19 protein-coding genes and 1 pseudogene are annotated in these 22054 nt (G+C 75.3%); 13 read left to right on the top strand and 7 right to left on the bottom strand.

Features of this window, described 5'->3' with window-relative positions; translation table 11 throughout:
* Window positions 1–50 precede the first annotated feature (50 nt).
* Together AB0L29_RS17245 and AB0L29_RS17240 are read left to right on the top strand one after the other, a co-directional pair.
* The gene (locus tag AB0L29_RS17245; RefSeq protein ID WP_365827908.1) at window positions 51–701 is read left to right on the top strand and encodes a TetR family transcriptional regulator; all 651 of its coding nucleotides are present in this window, start codon (window positions 51–53) and stop codon (window positions 699–701) included.
* A 211-nt stretch (window positions 702–912) separates the two neighbouring features.
* A complete protein-coding gene (locus AB0L29_RS17240) occupies window positions 913–2250 on the top strand; it encodes an endo-1,4-beta-xylanase (protein ID WP_365828080.1) in 1338 nt (445 codons plus the stop codon).
* A gap of 93 nt (window positions 2251–2343) precedes the next feature.
* Here AB0L29_RS17240 and AB0L29_RS17235 read toward each other — a convergent pair whose 3' ends face one another.
* Both AB0L29_RS17235 and AB0L29_RS17230 read right to left on the bottom strand, forming a co-directional pair.
* Window positions 2344–2916: a hypothetical protein gene (locus AB0L29_RS17235; protein WP_365827906.1), complete on the bottom strand. Its 573-nt coding sequence runs from the start codon at window positions 2914–2916 to the stop codon at window positions 2344–2346.
* 30 nt (window positions 2917–2946) lie between these two features.
* Window positions 2947–3504 carry a hypothetical protein gene (locus AB0L29_RS17230; protein ID WP_365827904.1) on the bottom strand — a complete coding sequence of 186 codons (558 nt, stop codon included), beginning with the start codon at window positions 3502–3504 and terminating at the stop codon, window positions 2947–2949.
* Window positions 3505–4463: 959 nt separating this feature from the next.
* On the opposite strand from AB0L29_RS17230, the gene AB0L29_RS17225 reads away from it, so the two are divergent.
* The 7 genes from AB0L29_RS17225 to AB0L29_RS17195 all read left to right on the top strand — a co-directional run bounded on the left by AB0L29_RS17225 (window position 4464) and on the right by AB0L29_RS17195 (window position 12428).
* Window positions 4464–5681 carry a prenyltransferase/squalene oxidase repeat-containing protein gene (locus AB0L29_RS17225; protein ID WP_365827903.1) on the top strand — a complete coding sequence of 406 codons (1218 nt, stop codon included), beginning with the start codon at window positions 4464–4466 and terminating at the stop codon, window positions 5679–5681.
* Entirely contained in the window at window positions 5678–6310 is a 633-nt protein-coding gene (locus AB0L29_RS17220) for an SCO2322 family protein (RefSeq protein WP_365827901.1), read from the top strand. Before AB0L29_RS17225 ends, AB0L29_RS17220 begins: the two co-directional genes overlap by 4 nt.
* The gene (locus AB0L29_RS17215) at window positions 6303–7394 is read left to right on the top strand and encodes a CbiQ family ECF transporter T component (protein ID WP_365827899.1); all 1092 of its coding nucleotides are present in this window, start codon (window positions 6303–6305) and stop codon (window positions 7392–7394) included. The genes AB0L29_RS17220 and AB0L29_RS17215 overlap by 8 nt, the downstream gene beginning before the upstream one ends.
* Entirely contained in the window at window positions 7391–9121 is a 1731-nt protein-coding gene (locus AB0L29_RS17210; protein WP_365827897.1) for an ATP-binding cassette domain-containing protein, read from the top strand. Before AB0L29_RS17215 ends, AB0L29_RS17210 begins: the two co-directional genes overlap by 4 nt.
* Window positions 9118–9945, top strand: coding sequence for an ECF transporter S component (locus AB0L29_RS17205; protein ID WP_365827895.1), 828 nt, complete (start codon window positions 9118–9120; stop codon window positions 9943–9945). Before AB0L29_RS17210 ends, AB0L29_RS17205 begins: the two co-directional genes overlap by 4 nt.
* Before the next feature lie 301 nt (window positions 9946–10246).
* Window positions 10247–10663, top strand: a complete 417-nt coding sequence (locus tag AB0L29_RS17200; RefSeq protein ID WP_365827893.1) for a transglycosylase SLT domain-containing protein — start codon at window positions 10247–10249, stop codon at window positions 10661–10663.
* 169 nt (window positions 10664–10832) lie between these two features.
* Window positions 10833–12428 carry a hypothetical protein gene (locus tag AB0L29_RS17195; protein ID WP_365828078.1) on the top strand — a complete coding sequence of 532 codons (1596 nt, stop codon included), beginning with the start codon at window positions 10833–10835 and terminating at the stop codon, window positions 12426–12428.
* Here the strand turns inward: AB0L29_RS17195 and AB0L29_RS17190 are convergent.
* Window positions 12382–14433 carry a phosphatase PAP2 family protein gene (locus AB0L29_RS17190; protein ID WP_365827891.1) on the bottom strand — a complete coding sequence of 684 codons (2052 nt, stop codon included), beginning with the start codon at window positions 14431–14433 and terminating at the stop codon, window positions 12382–12384. The two genes, AB0L29_RS17195 and AB0L29_RS17190, sit on opposite strands and share 47 nt — an antisense overlap.
* Before the next feature lie 299 nt (window positions 14434–14732).
* On the opposite strand from AB0L29_RS17190, the pseudogene AB0L29_RS17185 reads away from it, so the two are divergent.
* Together AB0L29_RS17185 and AB0L29_RS17180 are read left to right on the top strand one after the other, a co-directional pair.
* Window positions 14733–15032: pseudogene (locus AB0L29_RS17185) on the top strand (MFS transporter); the annotation flags it as partial.
* Between the two features lie 165 nt (window positions 15033–15197).
* Window positions 15198–15869, top strand: a complete 672-nt coding sequence (locus AB0L29_RS17180; protein ID WP_365827889.1) for an O-methyltransferase — start codon at window positions 15198–15200, stop codon at window positions 15867–15869.
* Between the two features lie 14 nt (window positions 15870–15883).
* Here AB0L29_RS17180 and AB0L29_RS17175 read toward each other — a convergent pair whose 3' ends face one another.
* Window positions 15884–16276: a hypothetical protein gene (locus AB0L29_RS17175; RefSeq protein WP_365827887.1), complete on the bottom strand. Its 393-nt coding sequence runs from the start codon at window positions 16274–16276 to the stop codon at window positions 15884–15886.
* Window positions 16277–16391: 115 nt separating this feature from the next.
* Here AB0L29_RS17175 and AB0L29_RS17170 point away from each other — a divergent pair, with 115 nt between their 5' ends.
* Complete coding sequence (locus tag AB0L29_RS17170; RefSeq protein ID WP_365827885.1) at window positions 16392–16823, top strand: DUF1992 domain-containing protein; 432 nt, start codon at window positions 16392–16394, stop codon at window positions 16821–16823.
* Here the strand turns inward: AB0L29_RS17170 and AB0L29_RS17165 are convergent.
* The 3 genes from AB0L29_RS17165 to AB0L29_RS17155 form a co-directional block, all read right to left on the bottom strand.
* Window positions 16809–17354, bottom strand: coding sequence for a hypothetical protein (locus AB0L29_RS17165; protein WP_365827883.1), 546 nt, complete (start codon window positions 17352–17354; stop codon window positions 16809–16811). The two genes, AB0L29_RS17170 and AB0L29_RS17165, sit on opposite strands and share 15 nt — an antisense overlap.
* 5 nt (window positions 17355–17359) lie before the next feature.
* On the bottom strand, window positions 17360–18022 hold the full coding sequence (locus AB0L29_RS17160; RefSeq protein WP_365827881.1) for a hypothetical protein: 663 nt from the start codon (window positions 18020–18022) through the stop codon (window positions 17360–17362).
* A gap of 400 nt (window positions 18023–18422) precedes the next feature.
* Complete coding sequence (locus tag AB0L29_RS17155) at window positions 18423–20546, bottom strand: MDR family MFS transporter (protein WP_365828076.1); 2124 nt, start codon at window positions 20544–20546, stop codon at window positions 18423–18425.
* Between the two features lie 173 nt (window positions 20547–20719).
* Here AB0L29_RS17155 and AB0L29_RS17150 point away from each other — a divergent pair, with 173 nt between their 5' ends.
* Window positions 20720–21889: a peptidoglycan-binding protein gene (locus AB0L29_RS17150; protein WP_365827879.1), complete on the top strand. Its 1170-nt coding sequence runs from the start codon at window positions 20720–20722 to the stop codon at window positions 21887–21889.
* The last annotated feature ends 165 nt before the right edge of the window (window positions 21890–22054 follow it).

The following is a 22054-nucleotide window of genomic DNA, read 5'->3' as shown; positions in this document are numbered from 1 at the left end:
CCACCCTCACCGACCGTCACGGAACGGGATCCACGCCTGCGGAGGCCAAGGTGAACAAGGCGGACAAGGCGGACGGGGCGGGAGCCGGTGCCGCACACCCGGCCTCCCCGCCCCTCACCGAGCGTCAGGAGGCGCGCCGCCGCCGCATCCTGCGCGCGAGCGCGCGGCTCGCCGGCCGGGGCGGCTTCGACGCGGTGCAGATGCGTGAGGTCGCGGAGTCCTCGCAGGTGGCCCTGGGCACGCTGTACCGCTACTTCCCCTCCAAGGTCCATCTGCTGGTCGCCACGATGCAGGACCAGCTGGAGCACCTGCACGCCACCTTGCGGAAGAAGCCGCCGCGGGGCGAGACGGCGGCCGGGCGGGTCGCGGAGACCCTGATGCGGGCCTTTCGCGCCCTGCAGCGCGAGCCGCACCTGGCCGACGCGATGGTCCGGGCCCTCACCTTCGCCGACCGCAGCGTGTCGCCCGAGGTCGACCGGGTCTCCCGCCAGACCACGGCGATCATCCTGGACGCGATGGGCCTGGACGACCCGACCCCCGAGCAGCTCTCGGCGGTCCGCGTCATCGAGCACACCTGGCACTCCGCGCTCATCACCTGGCTGTCGGGGCGCGCCTCCATCGCCCAGGTGGAGATCGACATCGAGACGGTGTGCCGACTGATCGACCTGACGGATTCGAAAGTTTCGGAATCGTTCCGTTAGGCAGCGACCCCTCGAAGAGAAGCGTCGACCTTCGGCCATCCCCGACAAGGCCGCGTCGGAACGGTTGACGCCACTCCTCGCCCCTCGTACGGTCTGCGCATCCATTCGGAATTACATCCGAAAGTTTCGAACAATCCGGCACACGCCGGCCCGCCCCCACCCCGCCTCCCGCACCACCGCGCACCCGCACACGCAAGGGAGTGACATGAACATGATCAGAAAGGGCGGACGCTGTCGCGCCGCCCTGAGCCTCACCACCACCGCCCTGCTCACCGCCACCGCCTTCACCGCGCTGTCGACCGGCGCCGAGGCCGCCGACACGCTGGGCTCCGCCGCGGCCGGCAAGGGCCGGTACTTCGGCACCGCGGTCGCCGCGAACCACCTGGGCGAGGCGCCCTACGTCTCGGCCCTCAACACCGAGTTCACCTCGGTGACGCCGGAGAACGAGATGAAGTGGGACGCCGTCGAGCGCACCCGCGGCACCTTCACCTACGGCTCCGCCGACCAGATCGTGAACCACGCCCTGGGCCGGGGCATGAAGGTCCGCGGGCACACCCTGGTGTGGCACTCCCAGCTGCCGAGCTGGGTGGCCGGCCTCGGGACCGCCGACCTGCGCTCGGCGATGAACAACCACATCACCCAGGTCATGCAGCACTGGAAGGGCAAGATCCACTCCTGGGACGTGGTCAACGAGGCCTTCCAGGACGGCGGCAGCGGGGCCCGGCGCAGCTCGCCCTTCCAGGACAAGCTCGGCAACGGCTTCATCGAGGAGGCGTTCCGCACCGCCCGGGCCGCGGACCCGGCCGCCAAGCTCTGCTACAACGACTACAACACCGACGGCGTCAACGCGAAGAGCAATGCCGTCTACAACATGGTCAAGGACTTCAAGTCCCGTGGCGTGCCGATCGACTGCGTCGGCTTCCAGTCCCACTTCAACAGCGCCTCCCCGGTCCCGTCCGACTACCAGGCGAACCTGCAGCGCTTCGCCGACCTCGGGGTCGACGTGCAGATCACCGAACTGGACATCGAGGGCTCGGGCACGGCCCAGGCCAACAGCTACGCGAACGTCGTCCGGGCCTGCCTCGCGGTGAGCCGCTGCACCGGTATCACGGTCTGGGGCATCACCGACAAGTACTCCTGGCGGGCGAGCGGCACCCCCCTGCTCCTCGACTCCAACTACAACAAGAAGCCCGCGTACGACGCCGTGCTGACCGCTCTGGGCGGTTCCCCCGGCGGCGGCACCCCCGGCGCGGGCTGCACCGCCACCTACAGCAAGGCGGAGGAGTGGGGCGACCGCTTCAACGGCAGGGTGACCGTCACCGCGGGCAGCTCCGCGATCAGCACCTGGTCCGTCACCGTCACGGTGGCGTCCCCGCAGACGGTCGCGACGACCTGGAACGGCACGCCCAGCTGGAACGGCAACGTCATGACGATGCGCCCCAACGGCAACGGCAGCCTCGCGCCCGGGGCGTCGACGAGCTTCGGCTTCACGGTCATGAAGAACGGCAGTACGGCGGCACCGGTGGTGGGAGCCTGCACGGCCTCCTGACCCCGGCACCCGCGGCCGCGGGCCCTCCCCGCGAGGCGGCCCGGACCGGAACGGCGCGACGGCGCCCCGTCCGGCCCGGGCCCGGGAGGGGTCTCAGGTGCTGAGCAGCCGGTTGAAGAAGGAGCGGTAGCGGCGCAGGGCCCCGCGCAGCTCCTCCGTGTCCACCTGCTCGCCCTGGCCCCACTGGCCCTCCAGGTCCTTCTTGTGCTGGGCGAACGTGGCGGCCAGGGTCTGCATGACGTCCGCGACCAGGGAATCGGCCTCGTGCACGGCCTCGCGCGGGTCGTCCACGAACTTGCTCTGGACCTCCTGCCAGCGGTCGCGGAAGGCCCGGTCCTCGTCCTCCGTCAGGAGCTGCGGCGCCTCGTCGCCCGAGGCGTCCGAGGCACCAGGGGTGCCCGCGGCGCCCGTCGTCGCGGTCCCGGCGGCGGGCTCGGTGCCCGCGGGCTCGGTAGCGGGTTCGGCGGTGGCGGGCTCGTCGGTGGCGGGCTCGTCGGTGGTGCCCGGCGTCCCGGTCGTCGCGGTGCCCTCACCGGGGTACATCGGGGCTCCCGGGTAATCCTCCTCCGTTCCTCCCGTCGTCCCGGTGGTGGTCCCGGAGGGCTGCGCGAGGTCCTCGGTGGACAGGCCGTCGGTGGTGCGGTCCGTGTCGTCGTTGCTGTGCATGGCGTTCCTCCATGCCGGGTCGGTTGGGCGTCAGGACCGGGCGGACTGGGCCCGGCCGCCGTCGGAGAGCAACTCGTCGAACAGGGCGCGGTAGTGCACCATGGCACCCCGCAGCTGCTCGGTCGTCGCCTGGCTGCGGGTGCTGAGGGCCTCCACCTCGTGCGCGGCGCGGTAGTGCTCCAGGGTGCGCCCGTGCTCCACCGAGAGGTCCTTCATCTGCTGCTCGAACCCCTCGGTCGGGTACCCGCGCTCGTGCATCAGGGAGGTGACCAGCCGGTCCGCGTCGTGCACCGCCTCCTCCGGCCGGTCCACGAACTCCTCCTGGACGCTGCTCCACTCGCGCGTGTAGCGGTCGCGCGAGGCGGGAGGCAGCGGTTTGATCTCCAGCGAGTCGTGCCGCCGCTCGCGCTCCCTGAGCTCACGCTCGGCGGCGAGCCGGCTGTCGGATCCCTCGATCGTCCGTTCGTACTCCGGGCCGAAGCGGTCCTGGAGACGACGGCGTCGCCTCATCAGTGAGACCGCCACGGCGGCCAGGGCGACCACCACCACGATCGGGATGATGACCGCCAGAAGCGTTCCCGTGGACATGGGCGCACGCTCCTCAAGGGAGTAGTAATATACGTCCTCATTCTTCCCATTTGCCCGCTATATAAGCTTCTTGGCGTTGATCAACTGCGGTGATCGACTGTCAGGCGGCCGGCGCCGCGCGCGCCCGGCGGGGTCCGGCGGCACCACGGGGGCCGCCGGGACGAAAGGGCGCCCCGCCCGGCGGCCAGGCCACGGCCGGCGCCGCCCGACGCCCGACACCCGCCGCCCGAGCACGGCGCCCGCCGCCCGACATCCGACGCCCGCCCCGGTGAGGTCGGCGGCGCGCCCTGGCCGGCGGACGCGGCCGTCGCGGCGCCCGCGGTCACCTCCGGGGCGGGCGGGCCGGGCCGCCCGCGGGCGCGGCCGGACCGGCCGCCGATCCCGCCCTCCCCGTCGAGGAGTTCGGCCCCGGAACCGGCCCAGGCGTCGCAGGCCGCCGCCCGGGCGCGCCGGAGGGGGCGACGCCGCCGAGGTTCCGGTACGCCGGGCCGCCGCCTCCCGCCCGGCCCCGCAGACCCCGCCCCGGCTCCCGGGAACTGCCGCCCCGCTCCCCGTTTTTGCCGGTTTTCCCGGTTTTCCCGATCACGTCCGGTCTCCCGGTCCTCCGGGGTCTCCCGCGCTCTCCCGGTGGCGTTCCCCCGCGGCGCACAGGCACCCTCCGGCCCCTTTCCTACGGGCGGGTACAGTAGCCGGGTCGCCATCACACCCGTACGGGGGGAAGCCGGTGCATTTCCGGCGCCGATCCCTCCCCGAGTTCTCGACCTCGCTCGAACAGGGAACACCCCTGTCCGCGCACCGCCCGCACCGGGCGGTGAGCCGGACCGCCCCGGACGGGACCGTGACCGGCTCACCCGCGTCGGCAGTACGCCGGCGCACGGCACCGTCGAGGCATGCGGAGCCGGGCCGCCGGGGTGTCCCGTGCCGCCCGGTTCCCCCGCAGGGAAGGGCACCCGCCGATCATGAACGTCCGCCGCAGCGCCGCGGTCCTGGCCGCCGCAGCCGTGCTCGGCACCGCCGTACCCGCGGTCGCCGCCGGCCCGTCGCCGTCGGCCGCGCGGCCCGCCGGGCTGTACGGCACCAGCGACCCCACCTACGACGGCGTCTGGCGGCAGTCGCTGGCCATGATCGCGCAGGACGCCGTGGGCGTGGTGCCCTCGGACCGGGCCGTGGACTGGCTGGCCGGGCAGCAGTGCGGGAACGGCGCCTTCGCCGCGTACCGCGCCGACACCGCTGAGCCGTGCGACGCCAGGACGAAGACGGACACCAACAGCACGGCCGCCGCCGTCCAGGCCCTCGCGACGACCGGCGGCCACGACGCCGTGGTGGACAAGGCCCTCACCTGGCTGAAGTCCGCCCAGAACGAGGACGGCGGCTGGGGCTACGCCCCGGGCGGCCCCAGCGACGCGAACTCCACCTCCGTCGTCATCGGCGCCCTCGTCGCGGCCGGGACCCGGCCGCAGGACGTCCGCAAGGACGGCAGGTCGCCCTACGACGCGCTGCTGAGGCTCGCGCTGCCCTGCGAGGGCGAGGGCGCGGGCGGTTTCGCCTACCAGCCGGACAAGGACGGCGGGCTCACCGCCAACGCGGACGCGACGGCGGCGGCGGTGGTCGGGGCGCTCGGCGAGACCCTGGCCGGGGCCCGCGCCGGGAACGCCGAGGCGCCGCCCCCCTGCGAGAAGGCCGCCGACCCCGAGCGGGCCGCGTACAACGGCGCCGCCCACCTGGCCAGGGCCATGGCCGAGGACGGGCACCTGACCTCCTCGCTGCCCGGCTCCGAGGACCAGCCGGACTACGGCAACACCGCCGACGCGGTCGTCGCCCTGTCGACCGCCGGGTACCACGACGAGGCCGCCAAGTCCCTGCGCTGGCTGGAGTCCCACGCCCTGAAGTGGGCGGAACGAAGCGGTCCGGCGGCCTACGCGCAGCTGGTCCTCGCCGCCGTCGGCGCGGAGTCCGACCCCCGTGACTTCGGCGGCCGGAACCTGGTCTCCCTTCTGAACGCCACCGGGCCCGCCCCCGCCGAGGAGCCGGACCCGGACACCATCCGCGCGAAGGGCCTGGACCCGAAGGACGACGACGGTGTCCCGAAGGCGGCCTGGGCCGTCGGCGGGGTCCTCCTCGCCGGCGCCGCCGCCGGCTTCGTCCTCGTCGCCCGCGGCCGGAGGCGGCAGTCGTGACCCGCCGCGTCACCGCCCTGGCCCTGGCCGCGCTCCTGCTGCTGGCGGGCGCCGGCCCGGCACCGGCCGCCGGCTACCGGTACTGGTCCTTCTGGGAGCACGGCGGCGACGGCTGGACCTACGCGACGCGGGGCCCGTCCACCACCCGCCCCTCCGACGGCGACGTGCAGGGCTTCCGCTTCACGGTCGGTCAGGACCCGGCGGACGCGGCCCGCCCCCGGGGCACGGCCGGCTTCGCCGCCATCTGCGCGAAGACGCCCGCGCAGGACGGCAGGAAGCGGGTGGCGCTGGTCCTCGACTTCGGCACCACCGCGGACGCCCCCTCCGGCGAGAGGCCGCCCGCCCGCCGCACGGCCTGCGCCCGGGTCTCCCCCGACGCGACCACGGCCGAGGCCCTGGCCGCGGTGGCCCCGCCCCTGCGCTACGACGCCAACGCCCTCCTGTGCGCCGTCGCGGGCTACCCGCGGCGCGGCTGCGGCGAGCAGGTGGCGGACGGCCGTGCGCAGGGGCGCCCGGCGGCCGGGGAGGACTCCCCGCAGAGCGGTCCGTCCCTGGGCCCGGTGGCGGGCGCCGCCGTGGTCGCCCTGCTCGGGGCGGCGGCGGTCTGGCACATGCGCCGCCGTGCGTAGTGCGCGGGAGCGCGAGGTGCACCCCGGCGCCTGGTGGCTGTGGGCGATATCCCTCGGCACCGCCGCCACCCGCACCACCAACCCGCTCCTCCTCATGCTCCTGGTCGCGGTCTCGGCCCACGTCGTGGCCGCCCGCCGCCCCCGCACCCCCCACGCCCGCTCCTACGGCGCCTTCGTCAGGCTCGCCCTCGCCGTCCTGCTCGTCCGCCTCCTGTTCGCCACGCTCCTCGGCTCCCCCGTCCCCGGCACGCACGTGATCGTCACCCTCCCCGAACTCCCCCTCCCCGCCTGGGCCCAGGGCATCCGCCTCGGCGGCCGGGTCACCGCCGAGGCCCTCGTCTTCGCCCTGTACGACGGACTGAAACTGGCCGCCCTCCTCGTCTGCGTCGGCGCCGCCAACGCCCTCACCGCCCCGGCGCGGCTGCTCAAGTCCCTTCCCGGCGCGCTGTACGAGATGGGCGTCGCGGTCGTCGTCGCCCTCACCTTCGCCCCCCACCTCATCGCCGACGCCCGGCGTCTGCGGGCCGCCCGCCGCCTGCGCGGCCGCCCCGACAAGGGCGTACGCGGACTGCTCCAGGTCGGCCTCCCGGTCCTGGAGGGCGCCCTGGAACGCTCCGTCGCCCTCGCCGCCGCGATGGACGCCCGCGGCTACGGCCGCACCGCCGAGGTCCCCGCCCCGGTGCGCCGTACCACCACCGCCCTCACCCTCGGCGGTCTGCTCGGCGTGTGCGCCGGGACGTACGGACTGCTCACCGCCGAAGGCGGCAGGTACGGCCTGCCCGTGCTCCTGGCCGGACTCGCCGCCGCGCTCGCGGGCCTCCGGCTCGGCGGGCGCCGCTCCCCGCGCACCCGCTACCGCCCCGACCGCTGGGACGCCCGGGCCTGGCTGGTCGCCGGTTCCGGCGCGGCGGTCGCGGCCCTGCTGACCCTGGCGGCGTCCCTGGACCCCGCGGCGCTGCACCCGGGCGTGGTCCCGCTCACCGCCCCCTCCCTCCCGCTGTGGCCGGCGGCGGCCGTCCTGCTCGGCCTGGTCCCGGCCTTCGTCACCCCAGCCCCCGAGGACACCCGCGAGGAGCCGTCGTGATCCGCTTCGAGAACGTGTCCGTGACGTACGACGGGGCCCGCGAACCGGTCGTCCACGGGCTGGACTTCGAGGTGCGCGAGGGCGAACTCGTGCTGCTGGCGGGCCCGTCGGGCGTCGGCAAGTCGACCGTCCTGGGCACGGTCGGCGGTCTCGTCCCGCACTTCACGGGCGGCACCCTGCGCGGCCGGGTCACGGTGGCCGGCCGCGACACCCGCACCCACAAGCCGCGCGAACTCGCCGACCTGGTGGGCACCGTGGGCCAGGATCCGCGGTCCCACTTCGTGACGGACACCGTCGAGGACGAACTGGCTTACGGCATGGAGTCGTTGGGGATCGCCCCGGACGTGATGCGCCGCCGCGTCGAGGAGACCCTCGACCTGCTCGGCCTGGCCGCCCTGCGCGACCGCCCCCTCGCCACGCTCTCCGGCGGCCAGCAGCAGCGGGTCGCGATCGGCTCGGTCCTCACCCCGCACCCCCGGGTGCTGGTCCTCGACGAACCGACTTCCGCCCTCGACCCGGCCGCCGCCGAGGAGGTCCTCGCCGTCCTCCAGCGCCTGGTCCACGACCTCGGCACGACGGTCCTCATGGCCGAACACCGCCTGGAACGCGTCGTCCAGTACGCCGACCGGGTCGTCCTGCTGCCCGCCCCGGGCGCCGCCCCGGTGCTGGGCGCCCCGGCCGAGGTGATGGCCGTGTCCCCGGTGTACCCGCCGGTGGTCGGCCTGGGCCGCCTGGCGGGCTGGACCCCGCTGCCCCTGACGGTCCGGGACGCCCGGCGCCGGGCCGGGGACCTGCGGGAACGGCTGGCGCGGCCGGCCGGCACCGGCGCCGCCCCCACCACCGGCGCCGCCTCCGCCATCGGGGCCGCCGCCCCGTCCCCGCCCCCGGTCCCGGTCCCCGCCCCCCGCGGTCCCGGCTCGTCCCGCCGGCCGTTCTTCCGCCGGCGCGCCGCCCCCGCCCCCGCCCCCTCGGCCGCCCCGTACGCCGAGGTCCGCTCCCTCGCCGTCAGGCGGGACCGCGTCCAGGCGCTGCGCCACGTCGGCCTGACGGTCGGGCCCGGCGAGACGGTCGCCCTGATGGGCCGCAACGGCGCCGGCAAGTCCACGCTGCTCGGCGCGCTGGCCGGCCTGGTCGAACCGGCCGCGGGCTCCGTCCTGGTGGGCGGCGCGGCGCCCCGCCGCACCCCGCCCCGGGACCTGGTCCGCCGCGTCGGCCTCGTCCCGCAGGAGCCGCGCGACCTGCTGTACGCCGACACGGTCGCCGCCGAGTGCGCGGCGGCCGACGAGGACGCGGGCGCGCCCCCCGGCACCTGCCGTGCCCTGGTCCGCGGCCTGCTCCCGGACGTCACCGACGCCACCCACCCCCGCGACCTGTCCGAGGGCCAGCGCCTGGCCCTCGCCCTGGCCGTCGTCCTGACCGCCCGCCCGCCCCTGCTCCTGCTGGACGAGCCGACCCGCGGCCTGGACTACGCGGCGAAGGCCCGCCTGGTCGCCGTCCTGCGCGCGCTGGCCGCCGAGGGCCACGCCGTGGTGCTGGCGACGCACGACGTCGAACTGGCCGCCGAGCTGGCCCACCGGGTGGTCCTGCTCGCCGACGGCGAGGTGATCGCCGACGGCCCGACGGCGGACGTCGTGGTCTCCTCCCCGTCCTTCGCCCCGCAGGTCACCAAGATCCTCGCCCCGCAGAACTGGCTCACGGTGACCCAGGTGCGAAAGGCCCTGGCGTGAGCGGCCCGCGGCGCCGGGCCCGGGCCGTCCGCCTCGGCCCCCGCTCCCTCGCCGCCCTCGTCCTGGTGAGCGCGGTCGGCGTGGCCGCCTTCGGCTGGCCGTTCCTTACGCCGCCCGACTCGCGGCTCAGCGCCCACGCGCAGGACGCCCCCTGGCTGTTCGCGGGCCTGCTGGCGCTGCTGGTCGCGGTCGTGGCGGCGACGATCTCCGAGTCGGGGCTGGGCCCGAAGGCGGTCGCGATGCTCGGCGTGCTCGCGGCCACGGGGGCCGCGCTGCGCCCGGTCGGGGCCGGCACGGCCGGCATCGAGCCGATGTTCTTCCTGATGGTGCTCAGCGGCCGGGTCCTCGGCCCCGGCTTCGGTTTCGTCCTGGGCGCGGTGACGATGTTCGCCTCCGCGCTGCTCACGGGCGGGGTGGGCCCGTGGCTGCCGTTCCAGATGCTGGCCATGGGCTGGTTCGCCATGGGCGCGGGCCTGCTGCCGGGCCCGGACCGCCTGCGCGGCCGCCCGGAGCTGCTGCTCCTGGCCGTGTACGGCTTCCTGGCCGCCTTCGCCTACGGCACGGCGATGAACCTGGCCGGCTGGCCCTTCATGAACGCCCTCGCCTCGAACGTCGCCTTCGACCCGCACGCGGCGCTCCCGGCCAACCTGGCCCGTTTCCTCGCCTACTGCCTGGCCACCTCGCTCGGCTGGGACCTGGGCCGCGCGGCCGTCACGGTCGTCCTGACCCTCGTCCTCGGCCCGCCCGTGCTCAGGGCGCTGCGCCGCGCCACACGCCGGGCGGCCTTCGAGACGCCGGTCACGTTCGAGGCCCCGCCGGGGTGAGGCGCCCCACATGACGTGGATCACCTACGAGGCGGGGCCGTACCTCCGGCGGCCCGCGCACCGTCCCCGTCCAGCGCTCTGACCTGCACATCGGGAGCTAGCCCCCATATGAGATGAGTTCCGGATATGCGACCCGGGCTAGTAAAAACGGTCATTGCGGACGTTTCCCGGGCCTGTTTCCCTGGACCGCGTCGCCGGGCGCCGACGAGCCCTCAGGGCCGCGGCGCCGCCGTATGCCCCCGCCCCGCACCGCGTGGTTCCGGCATGCCGCGACCGTCCCGTCCCCGAGGAAAGGCCCCCCGTGACCGCCGCTTCCGTCCTCCGCCGCGTCGCCACCCCGAAGAAGGCCCTCACCGGTGCCGCGCTGGCCGCCGTCACCGCCGGCACGCTCCTGGCCGCCGCGCCCGCGCAGGCCGCGACGGCCGGGGCGTCCTCCGCCCGGGCGATCGCCCAGAAGATGATCGGCGACCCGGCCCAGTTCCAGTGCTTCTCCAGGATCGTCGAGCACGAGAGCGGCTGGGACGTCGGCGCCACCAACCCCTCCAGCGGCGCCTACGGCCTGGTCCAGGCCCTGCCGGCCGCCAAGATGGCCTCGGCCGGCCCCGACTGGAGGACCAACCCGGCCACCCAGATCGAGTGGGGCCTGGACTACATGAAGGACCGTTACGGCAGCGCCTGCGGCGCGTGGAACTTCTGGCAGTCCAACGGCTGGTACTGAGCCCGGCCCGCCCCTCCACCGAGCCGAAGGCGGCGGCCCCCCGATCCCCGGGGCCGCCGCCTTCACCCCCTCCCGCGCACGGGCGGGCGCGGTACCGGTGATGAACGCCGCGGGGTGATTTCACGTCTACCGGACCGTGGTTCCAGCCGAAGCCGCCGTCGCCCCGCCCGTGTCCGCGTCCGCACCGCGCGGACACGGCCTGCGCGCCGTCCGCGACCGCCACCGCGTCGCCCTCCTCGCCACGCTCCCCGCGCTCCCCCTGTACGCGCTGTGGTGGTTCTTCCTGGCCACCGGCGGCGGCGACCTGGCGGCCCAGGAGGCGTGGGCCTGGTTCGCCTCCCGGCACGGCGGGTCCGCGTACAACCTCTTCTGGTACGGCGGCATGCACACCGCCAACTACAGCCTCCTCTCCCCGTATCTGATGGCCGCCCTCGGCGTCCGTGCCGTCACCGCCGCCTCCGGGCTGGCCGCGTCCTGGCTGGCGGCGGCGCTGATCGTCCGGGCCGGCGTGCGCCGGCCCCTCGGCCCCGCCCTCCTCGCCTCCCTCGCCCTGTGGTGCAACGTGGCCTCCGGGCGCGCCACCTTCGCGCTCGGCGTCGCCCTCGGGCTCGCGGCCTGCGTGCTGCTCACCCGCGAGCGGCGGGTTGTCCTCGCCGCCGCCTACGCGGTCCTCACCACCCTGGCCTCCCCGGTCGCCGGGCTGTTCCTGGCCGTCGTGGGCGCCGGCTTCCTCCTCGCCCGGGACCGGGTGCGGGCCCTGGCCCTCCTGGCCCCGCCCGCCGCCGTCGTCGCGGCGACCACCCTGCTCTTCCCGTTCGCCGGCGAGCAGCCGATGCCGCTCGCCCGTGTCTGGCCGCCCGTCGTCCTCGGGCTCGCCCTCACCGCGCTCGCCCCGCGCGGCTGGCGCGTGGCCCGCCGCGGCGGGGCGGTCTACGCGGCCGGGACCGTCCTCGCGTACCTCGTCCCCTCCCCCGTGGGCACGAACGTGGAGCGGCTCGCCGAGCTGTTCGCACCCGCCGTCCTGCTCGCCGTCCTGCTCGCCCGGCCCGGCCTGGAGAAGCCGCGCCGCGTCCTCCTCGTCGCCACCCTGGTCTTCTCCGTCGCCTGGGTCGGCAAGAAGACCGCCGACGACCTGCGGGAGTACACCGCGGTCCCCGCCTGGGCCACCCGGACCCACGGCGTGCTGCGGGCCCTGGACGGGCTCGGCGCGCACCGCACCCGGGTGGAGGTCGTCCCCGCCCGCGACCACCGCGAGGCCTCCGCGCTGGCCCCGCACGTCAACCTGGCCCGCGGCTGGAACCGCCAGCTGGACGTGGAGCGCGCCCGTCTCTTCTACGACGGCTCCTTCTCGGCCGCCGCCTACCGGGAGTGGCTGGACCGGTGGGCCGTCGGCCTGGTCGTGCTGCCCCTGGGCACCCCCGACGGGTACGCCGAGGAGGAGGCCCGGCTGATCCGCGAGCACCGGCCCGGCTGGCTGGAGCCCGTCTGGCAGGACGCGCACTGGCGCGTGTACCGGGTGCGGGACGCCGTGCCGCTGGTCTCCGCGCCCGGGAGCGTCGTGCGGGCCGGCGGCGCCGACCTGGTCCTGAGGGTCCCGCGGCCGGGCGCGGTGACCGTGCGGATCGCCTACTCGCCGTGGCTGCGGTCCGACGCGGGGTGCCTGGGACGCGACGGCGAGTTCACCCGCCTGACCGTCTCCGCTCCCGGTGAGTACCGGATCAGCTCGGAGTACGGTCCTTCTCCGGCTCCGCCGGCTCGCTGCTGAGCCGCGCGACCGCCGTCGCCGTCCTCGCCCGCGGGCCCTGCAGGAGGTAGGTCAGGCCGAAGCCGGCCCCGACGACCAGCGCGCCGCCGGCCGCGTCCAGCACCCAGTGGTTGCCGGTCGCCACGATCGCCGAGACCGTGAAGAGGGGGTGCAGCAGGCCGAGCGCCTTCATCCACGTCCTCGGCGCGATGACCGCGATGACCAGGCCGCACCACAGGGACCAGCCGAAGTGCAGGGACGGCATCGCCGCGTACTGGTTGGTCAGGGCGGTGAGCGTCCCGTAGTCCGGCTTGGAGAAGTCCTGGACGCCGTGCACGGTGTCGATGATGCCGAGCGTCGGCATCAGGCGGGGCGGGGCCAGCGGGTAGAGCCAGAAGCCGACCAGGGCGAGCAGGGTGGTGAAGCCGAGGGCGGCGCGGGCCCAGCGGTAGTCGACCGGGCGGCGCCAGTACAGGACGCCGAGGACGGCCAGCGGGACCACGAAGTGGAACGAGGTGTAGTAGAAGTCGAAGAAGTGCCGCAGCCAGCCGACCTTCACCACGGCGTGGTTGACCGCGTGCTCGATGTCCAGGTGCAGGGCGCGTTCGAGGTCGAGGATCTGCCAGCCGTGCTCCTCGGCGCGGGCCCGGCCGGCCGAGTTGCTGCCGCCGGTCGCGGCGAGGCGGACCTTGGAGTAGGCGGCGTACGTGACCCGTATGAGGAGGAGCTCCAGCAGGAGGTTCGGGCGGGTGAGGACCCGGCGCAGGAACGGCAGCAGGGGGACGTGCCGGAAGCGGGTGGGCACGGGGTCGGCGTACCGGGCGGGGACCGGCGAGCGGTAGTACGGCGAGGTGCGGGACAGGAACGGCACGGCGGTGGCGGCGGCGAGGGCCGCCAGCAGTACGACGTTGTCGCGCAGGGGGTGCAGCGCCGCCATGTTCGGCAGCATCATCTTCGCCGGCAGGGTCATGACGAGGACGACGGCGACCGGCCAGACGTACCGGTCGGAGGCGCGTGCGCCGACCCGGCCGACGACCGTGAGCAGCACCCACAGCAGCTGGTGCTGCCAGGCGGTGGGCGAGACGGCGATGGCCGCGCAGCCGGTGATCGCGACCGCGAGGAGGAGCTGGCCGTCACGGGCGTAGTGGACGGCGCGGCGCAGGCCGAGGGCGACGACGGCCGCGCCGAGCAGCAGGAAGACGGCGATCTCCAGGGGGCCGGCCAGGCCGAGCCGCAGCAGGGCGCCGTGCAGGGACTGGTTGGCCAGGTCGTCGGCCCGGCCGCCGAGGCCCACGCCCGCCATGTGGTGCACCCAGTAGGTGTGGGAGTCGTGCGGCATCGCGGCCCAGGCGAGCGCGGTGCACGCGGCGAACGTGACGCCGGCGGAGAGCGCGGCCCTGCGGCGGCCGGTGAACCACAGCACGGGCGCCAGGAGCAGCAGGGTGGGCTGGAGGGCGGCCGCCACGCCGATCAGCAGACCGCCGGTGCGCGGGCCGCGGGCGACGAAGCAGCCCAGCAGGACGAACAGGACCGGGATGACGCTGGTCTGGCCGAGCCAGAGGGTGTTGCGCACCGGCAGCGACAGCATCAGCAGGCAGATGGCGACCGGCGCGGCCAGCAGCGCGGTGCGGCGGCCGACCGGCTGCGGCAGGGCGCGGGCGGCGACCAGGCCGAGGGCGACGACCAGCAGCAGCGTGCCGAACGTCCAGCCCCAGCCGAGGGCCTGTTCGGCCGATCTGGTGAGGGGCTTGAGGGCCAGCCCGCCGAAGGGCGTGCCGGTGAAGCGCGTCGAGTCGTACAGCGACCCGTTGACGTGCAGGACGCCGTCCGGGCCGACCCAGGTCTCCAGGTCCGTCAGCCGCTCGCCGCGCGGGGTGCCCAGGACCACGGCCACCTGCCGTACCGCGAGGACGGCGGCGACCAGCCACAGCCCTAGGCGCGCCACGCGCAGAGGTGCCCCGGCCTCTGTGACGGCCGTCGTCCCGAACGCCTTCGCCGGTGGTCCGCTGTGCTCCGCATTCGCCACGCCTCGTCGGCCTCCCGCCCCGTTCGTCCCACGCGTCCCGCGCGGGGTTGTCTTCGCGAACCCTATGGGGCTCGCGCCGCCCCCGGAGGGAGACGCAGGCAACCCCCGTTTCACCTGACGTCCGTCCTCCTTTTGTCCGCATGACGATAGTGCGGGGGTGATCGGGTTGCCTCCCCGGGCGCGAGACGGATCACAGGGAGGTCCCGCGGGAGCCGTCGCCGGGCCGGCGTGCGTGCCTGGGCACCGCGCATTTAGTGCTGTATGCAGCCGTATGCGCACCGCCCGCAAGGGGTCCAAGGGGGCTGCTGCCGGTCTGCTTCACGGCGGCGATGCCGGCGGCGCTTCCCGCGCTGTTCCCGACGCGGGTGCGCTACGGCTCCCTGTCGACCGGCTTCAACGTCTCGGTGTCGCTGTTCGGCGGCACGACCCCGCTGGTGGTCACGGCGCTCATCGGCGCGACCGGGGACATGATGGTGCCCGCGTACTACATGACGGCCGCGGCGGTGATCGGCGGCGTCGCGGTGTGGCGCATGACGGAGTCGGCGGGCCGGCCGCTGCCGGGGTCGGCGCCGGCGGTGTCCGCGGGCGAGCGGGGCTGAGGCCCCGGGAGCGGTCCGCGCGGCCCGCGCCGTTCCCGGCGGACCGCTCCCGGGCCCGTTCCGGCGGCGTCCCGCGAGGCTCCGCTGACACCGCACGGGCTCGCCGTTATATTCACCGGCAGAACTGGTTAGTCAATCTAACTAGCCGCACGGAAGGCACGGTGCATGAGCGACTCGCAGCTCTGGGACGACGTCGACGACTACTTCACCGCCCACCTCGCGCCGGACGACGACGCCCTGGAAGCCGCCCTGCGGGACAGCGCCGCCGCCGGACTGCCCGCCATCAACGTCACGGCCGCCCAGGGCAAGCTGCTCCAGCTCCTCGCCCAGATCCAGGGCGCCCGGCACATCCTGGAGATCGGCACGCTCGGCGGCTACAGCACCATCTGGCTGGGCCGGGCGCTGCCGGCCGGCGGACGGCTGGTCTCCCTGGAGCACAACCCCCGGCACGCCGAGGTCGCCACCCGGAACATCGCCCGCGCGGGCCTGGCCGAGCTCGTCGAGGTGCGGGTCGGACCGGCCCTGGAGTCGCTGCCCGAGCTGGCCGACGAGAACCCGCCCCCGTTCGACCTGGTCTTCATCGACGCCGACAAGGCCAGCAATCCGCACTACGTGGAGTGGGCCCTGAAGCTCACCGGTGCCGGCAGCCTGATCATCGTCGACAACGTCGTACGGGGCGGCCGGGTCGCCGACGCGGACAGTACCGAGCCCGACGTCCGCGGCACCCGCGCCGCCATCGAAATGATCGGCAGCCACCCCAGGCTGAGCGGCACGGCCGTCCAGACGGTGGGCGGCAAGGGCTACGACGGTTTCGCGCTGGCGCGGGTGCTGGCGTAAGGGCGGGGGCCGCCTCACACCTCGTGGTAGAAGCCCACGTTGACGCTGCGCGGGCCGGTGCGGTCCTGGATGACGACCTCGCCGCTGCCGCCCCGGGGCAGCGGCACGGTGCCGCCGTAGGCGACGGGCTGCGCGTACTCCCCGACCGTCAGGCGGACTTCGGAGGACGGGTCGGGCTGCGAGCCGCGCAGCCAGGTGAGCTGCCAGCCGCCGTCGGGCCCGCACAGGAACTCCAGGTGCACCCGGGAGACGAACAGCCAGTCGTCCGGCGTCGCGAGCCGGCACACGGACCTGTCCCGTCCCACCCGCAGCACGGCGCCCGGCTCGCTGGGCGCGTCGGCCATGAGCATGCCGGCCGTGGCGCCCGCGTCCGCCGCGGAGACGGCGGCCATGGTGAGTTCGAGCACGTGCGTTCCTCCTGAGATCCCCGGGGGGCCGGGAACGGCCCGCGCGGTCGCCGGGCCGGCCACCGCCGCCGCATGATAAATCGCCCGGCACCGCGGCGTCCGGCACAATGGCCTCATGACCGAGCGAAAGCCACCCGGTGTTCCGTTCGAGTCCTGGGCCGAGAAGCAGATCCGCGACGCGCGGGCGCGCGGTGAGTTCGACCGGCTGCCCGGCGCGGGCCGGCCGCTGCCGGAAGACCTGGAGTCCTCGTACGACGAACTGTGGTGGGTGAAGCGGAAGCTGGCCCGCGAAGGCGTCTCGGTCCTGCCGCCGGCGCTGGCGCTGCGCAAGGAGGCGGAGGACGCGCTCGCCGCGGCCTACGCGGCGCCCTCCGAGCGGATCGTCAGGAAGATCCTGACGGACGTCAACGCCCGGATCCGCGACATGATGTTCAAGCCGCCGCCCGGCCCCCCGCTGGGCATGAAGCCGTACGACGTCGACGAGGTCGTACGGCTGTGGCGGGAGCGCCGGGCGGCGGACGGGTCGCGGGGGTCAGACGTGCAGTAGCCGTTCCGCCAGTTCGCGGTAGTCCCGCAGGGCCAGGCGGAGTTGTTCGGTGTCGGCGGTCCCTGCGGGCCCGCTCCCGCCGTCGGCCGGCTGCCAGGACCGGCGCAGGGTGCGGCGGTGCTGCGTCACCGCCTCCGTGAAACGGGCGGTGAGCTCCTCCAGGACGCGGTCGGCCTCCTCCACGGCGGCCCGCGGCTCGTCCACGAACCCGGCCACGGTGTGCTGCAGCCGCGCGGCGAGCCGGTCGCGTTCCTCGTGCGGCAGGAGACGGGTGCCGGTGCGCTCGCTCTCGCGCGTGCCGGCGGCCTCCCCGGCGGGGGTGCCGGGCGGGCGGTCTCCCGCTCCCGCGCCGGTGTCCGCCGCGGTGGTCCCGCCCGCGCCGCGCACGCGGGCCGTGCCCGTGCCGGAGGTGTCCTCCCGGGGGGTGGGGGGAGCGGTGCCCGGGGCGGTCTCCCCGCGGGCGCCGGGGATGGTGTTCCGGCCGCGGTCGGCGGATGTGCCGTCGGCGGGCGGTCGGGTCACGTCGGACATGTGCCTCAGCTCTCCTTCGCCTGACGTCGGTGTGCGGCCCACGGCAGGTGGCCGCGGGCCGCGGGAGCCCTGCGCTCGCCGTCGCTGCCGGCGCGGCGGTGTCCGCCGTCGTGGTGGGACGGGCGCACCAGCTCCTCGAACAGGGCGCGGGCCTCCACCATCGCCTCGCGCATCTCCTCCGTGCTCGCGCCGTCGTCCCGGGCGCCGTTCACGCCGGCGTGCGACACGCGGTGCACGCGCCGGTAGCCCTCCACGTGGTGGGCGTGGTGCACGGACAGCGCGGCGAGCTGTTCCTCGTAGTGCCCGCCGTCGGGGAAGCCGCGGGCGCCGGCCAGTTCGGCGAGCAGCCGGTCGGCCTCGGCGACCGCCTCCCGCGGCGAGTCGACGAACCGCTCCTGGGCGGCCGTCCAACGCGCCTCGAACCGTTCCCGCTCGGCGGGCTCCAGCGGCCGCCGGCGCAGCTCGCCGTGGCGCTCCACGCGCTCGGCGAGCTCCCGCTCGGCGGCCTTGGCGTCCCCGTCGTGCCGGGCGACGGCACGGTCGTACTCGGGCCCGAAGCGGCGCTTCAGGCTCGTTCCGCCCCGCGAGCCGCGGGAGCGCAGGGTCAGGACGGCCGCGACGATGACGACGGCCGCCACGATCAGAGCGATGATCACGCCTGTGGACATGAATGCCTTCCGGGTTCTCGACCCAGCCGGCTCTCCTCTCGGGCCGGCTCGCCGGTCGGGTAGCCCCGTGGGCCCGCCTCAAACGGCGCCCGCGGCGCCGCCGGAGCGCGCCCTCCCGCCGGCGCGGAAGTCCGAGTCCGGTCGCGTGACACGGGGAACGGCCCCGCGGCGTAAGGCCCGTGGCCCGGGTCCTCGTCCCCGGCCGTACGACTCCCCTGCCGCCGCCGCGCGTTGACGGGCGCACCGCACGGAGCCGGGTGACCGCCGGTAGCCGCCGCACGAGGGCCGCCGGACCGGTCCGGGCGAGCCGGAGCGCGCGAGCGCCGCGGCCCGGGCGCCGAACTCGCGCCGCCGCACGGGCAGTTTCCGGTCGCGCGGCGGGGGTGAGCCGGCCGGTGCCTCAGCCGAGGCGGGCGACCGGACGCTCGTCGTGCGGCCGCTCCCGCTTCGAGCCGCACAGTTCGCCGGACAGTTCCTCCACCAACTGCACCAGATCGGTGGGCCGGTCGGGTCCCCACCAGTCACCGAGCAGTCCGGCCAGGGACTCCTCGCGGGCCCGCGCCAGCCGGTCGGCGGCCTCGCGGCCCCGGTCGGTGAGGTAGAGCTGGACGCCCTCGCGGCGGGCCAGGTTCCGTTCCTCCACCTGGCGGGCGGCTTCCATGACCACCGCCAGCGGGACGGGGATGTGCTCGGCGAGCGCGGCCGGTTCCACGCTGCCGTGCCGCCTGATCCGCAGCAGCAGCCAGCCGGCGGCGGGCAGCAGGTCGTAGCCCGCCCGTGCGGTGATGTCCCGGTAGATCCGGCGCCGGCCCTCGCGGGAGCCGAGCACCGACAGCGCGCGGCACACCTCGTCGTACGACGACCGCTCGACCGGGTTGCTGGCGAAGGTCTCCGTGCCGTCGGGCGCCGTGACGGAGCCGCGCAGCCGGTCCTCCTTGAGGAACCAGGACAGCACGAAGGCGAGCAGCGCCACGGGGGCGGCGTACAGGAAGACGTCGGTGATGGACGAGGAGTACGCGTGCAGGGCGGCCGGGCGCAGCGCGGGCGGCAGGGCGGCGATGCCGCGCGGGTCGGCCTCCAGCGCGTCCGCCGTCGCGTCCGGCGGGAGCGGGGCGCCCCGCAGGGCGTCCGCGAGCTTGTCGCCGAGCCGGCCGGCGAAGAGCGTGCCGAAGACGGCGACGCCGAAGGAGGCGCCGATCGACCGGAAGAAGGTCGCGCCGGAGGTGGCCACGCCGAGGTCCTCGTAGGCGACGGCGTTCTGCACGACGAGGACGAGGATCTGCATCACCAGGCCCAGCCCCAGGCCGAAGACGAAGAAGAAGGCGCTCATCACGGCCGTGGAGCTGTTCTCGTCGAGCCGGTGCAGCAGGAGCAGGCCGACGGTGGTGACGGCGGTGCCCGTGACCGGGAAGACCTTCCAGCGGCCGGTGCGGCTGACGATCTGTCCGGAGGCGGTCGAGGACAGCAGCAGACCGAACACCATCGGCAGCATGTGCACACCGGACATGGTGGGGCTGACGCCCTGGACGACCTGGAGGAAGGTCGGCAGGTAGGTCATCGCGCCGAACATGGCGAAGCCGATCACGAAGCCGATGACGGCGCAGAGGGTGAAGGTGCGCACGCGGAACAGCTTCAGCGGCAGCACGGGCTCGGCCGCCCGCCGCTCCACCGCCACGAACGCCGCGGCGAGGACGGCGCCCAGCACGGCCAGTCCGGCGATCTGCGGCGAGCCCCAGTCCCAGGTGGTGCCGCCGAGCGAGGCGACCAGCACCAGGCAGGTGGCGACGGAGGCGATGAGGAAGGTGCCGAGGTAGTCGATGACGTGCTTCGCGGACCGGCGCGGGATGTGCAGGACGGCCGCGATCACGGCGAGCGCGACGACGCCGACCGGCAGGTTGACGTAGAACACCCACCGCCAGCTCAGGTGTTCGGTGAACAGCCCGCCCAGCAGCGGCCCGAGCACGCTGGTCGCCCCGAACACGGCCCCGAACAGGCCCTGGTAGCGCCCCCGGTCCCGGGGGGACACCAGGTCGCCGACGATCGCCATCGACAGCACCATCAGACCGCCGCCGCCCAGGCCCTGCACGGCCCGGAAGACGATCAGCTGGGTCATGTCCTGCGCCGTGCCGCACAGCACCGAGCCGACCAGGAAGATCACGATCGCGGTCTGGAACAGTTTCTTGCGCCCGTACTGGTCGCCGAGCTTGCCCCACAGCGGGGTCGCGGCCGTCGAGGCCAGCAGGTACGCGGTGACGACCCAGGACAGGTGCTCCAGGCCGCCGAGGTCGCTGACGATGGTGGGCAGCGCGGTCGACACGATGGTCTGGTCGAGGGCGGCGAGCAGCATGCCGAGGAGCAGGGCGCCGATCGAGACCATGACGTTGCCCGGCACGTGCTCCTCGCGCGCCCCGGGACGGGCGTCCTGCGCATCGCCCGCCTTGTCGGCCTTGTCGGCCTTGTCGGCCTTCTCAGCCTTGTCGGCCTTCCCCGCCTTGTCCGTCATACCGTGCGCATCCCCGGCCATGAAGACCTCCCGCGGTTCTCGTGACACGTTCCCATGGTGAGCGGTATGTCCGGTTATGGCCTGCTGATTCCTGTTGGAGCCCGGTATTCCGAGGGCTTGCGGGCCATCGCGTGGAGGAGATCTGCATAATCTCTGGAGATCGCGAGGGGGAGCGGCCGAAGGGAGGGGAACGCGTGGAGCAGCAGCAGGGTCACCCGTGTCCGGAGTGCGGGGCGCCCAGAGAACCGGACCACACCCCGACGTGCGCCTGCGCCGAACGCGCCTCCGAGGTCCTGCGCGAGACCCGTACGGCCGAGGCGGCCGCGGCGGAGGACTTCGATCCGCTGCGCATACGGCCGTACGTCGCCCTGGACGGCACCACGCCGGACGGCGGGGCCGGGCCCCGGGAAGGCGCGGACGGGCCGGAGGAAGGCGCGGACGGGCCGCGGGATCAGGAGGAGGCGGCCCGGCAGCCGTCCGCGGCCGACGCGACGACGCCGTTGCCCGCCGTCGCCCCTGACGCGCCCGACGCCACGTCCGTGCTCCCCGCCCCCCTGGCCCCGCCGCCGGCCGAGCCGAGCGCGCGGGACCTGAGCCTGTTCGAGAGCACGGCACCGCGGACGGAAGGGGACCCGGCCGGGCAGCGCCCGCACGAGACGGACCCGCACGAGACGGACCCGTACGAGGTGGGCCCGCACGGGCCGGATCCGTACGGGCCGGATCCGTACGAGGCGGACGAGGCGCCGTCGCGCCGCCGGCGCCGCACCGCCGCGCTCGCCGTCGCCGGGACGTTCGTCGCGGTGGTGGCGGTCGCCGGGTACACGAGCGGGCTGTTCTCCTACGAGACGCCGTCCCGGGGCACCGCGCTGCCGGACGGCATACGGGCGAGCGTGCCGGACACCTCGGCCGGCCCGGCCTCCGGGGCGCCCGCCTCCGGCACGCCCTCCCGGCCGCCGACGTCCGCGGCGCCCTCGCCGTCCCCGACGGCCAGCGCGAGCCCGTCGCCCTCGCCGTCCCCGTCGGCCTCCAGCGCCTCGCCGAGCCCGGCGGAGCCCTCCGGACCGGCCTCGCCGACGCCGACGGCCTCCGGCACCGGCGACCCGGCCGGGGCCGTCGAGGACGACGACCGCCGCGAGGACGCCCCCGTACTGCGCCGCGGCGACAGCGGCCCGGAGGTCACCGAGCTCCAGTTGCGCCTGGGCCAGCTCCGCCTCTACAACGGCGAGGCCGACGGCCGCTTCACCGACCGGGTCGAGAACGCGCTGCGCGCCTACCAGTGGTCGCGGGGCGTCCGCTCCGACGAGCCGGGCAGCTACGGGCCGGAGACGCGGGCGAAGCTGGAGTCGGAGACGCAGGAGCCGTAGGGGACCCGGCCGCGGCGGCCGGAGGCCCGGCCCGTGGCGCGCCTAGGGCTTGTCGTCGAACTCCCGTCGTCCGCCCGGAGGGCGGGCCCCGCGGCGTCGGGTGCGTGCTCCCGGCGTGCCGGGCGCCGGCCCTCGTACCCGGATGTACTCGGGTCCGCGCTCGGT

Origin of the sequence: Streptomyces sp. NPDC052701 (genome assembly GCF_040678355.1) — a bacterium.
In the GTDB taxonomy this organism is placed as follows: Bacteria; Actinomycetota; Actinomycetes; order Streptomycetales; family Streptomycetaceae; genus Streptomyces.
The sequence above is the reverse complement of the archived record's forward strand: the minus strand, read 5'-3'. Positions and strand labels throughout refer to the sequence as shown.

What these genes read in the sequence shown, in the direction of transcription:
- AB0L29_RS17240 (WP_365828080.1), top strand. Translation starts at nt 913, where the DNA reads ATGATCAGAAAGGGCGGACGCTGTCGCGCCGCCCTGAGCCTCACCACC.
- AB0L29_RS17235 (WP_365827906.1), bottom strand. Translation starts at nt 2,916, where the DNA reads ATGCACAGCAACGACGACACGGACCGCACCACCGACGGCCTGTCCACC.
- AB0L29_RS17230 (WP_365827904.1), bottom strand. Translation starts at nt 3,504, where the DNA reads ATGTCCACGGGAACGCTTCTGGCGGTCATCATCCCGATCGTGGTGGTG.
- AB0L29_RS17225 (WP_365827903.1), top strand. Translation starts at nt 4,464, where the DNA reads ATGAACGTCCGCCGCAGCGCCGCGGTCCTGGCCGCCGCAGCCGTGCTC.
- AB0L29_RS17180 (WP_365827889.1), top strand. Translation starts at nt 15,198, where the DNA reads ATGAGCGACTCGCAGCTCTGGGACGACGTCGACGACTACTTCACCGCC.
- AB0L29_RS17170 (WP_365827885.1), top strand. Translation starts at nt 16,392, where the DNA reads ATGACCGAGCGAAAGCCACCCGGTGTTCCGTTCGAGTCCTGGGCCGAG.
- AB0L29_RS17165 (WP_365827883.1), bottom strand. Translation starts at nt 17,354, where the DNA reads ATGTCCGACGTGACCCGACCGCCCGCCGACGGCACATCCGCCGACCGC.
- AB0L29_RS17160 (WP_365827881.1), bottom strand. Translation starts at nt 18,022, where the DNA reads ATGTCCACAGGCGTGATCATCGCTCTGATCGTGGCGGCCGTCGTCATC.
- AB0L29_RS17155 (WP_365828076.1), bottom strand. Translation starts at nt 20,546, where the DNA reads ATGGCCGGGGATGCGCACGGTATGACGGACAAGGCGGGGAAGGCCGAC.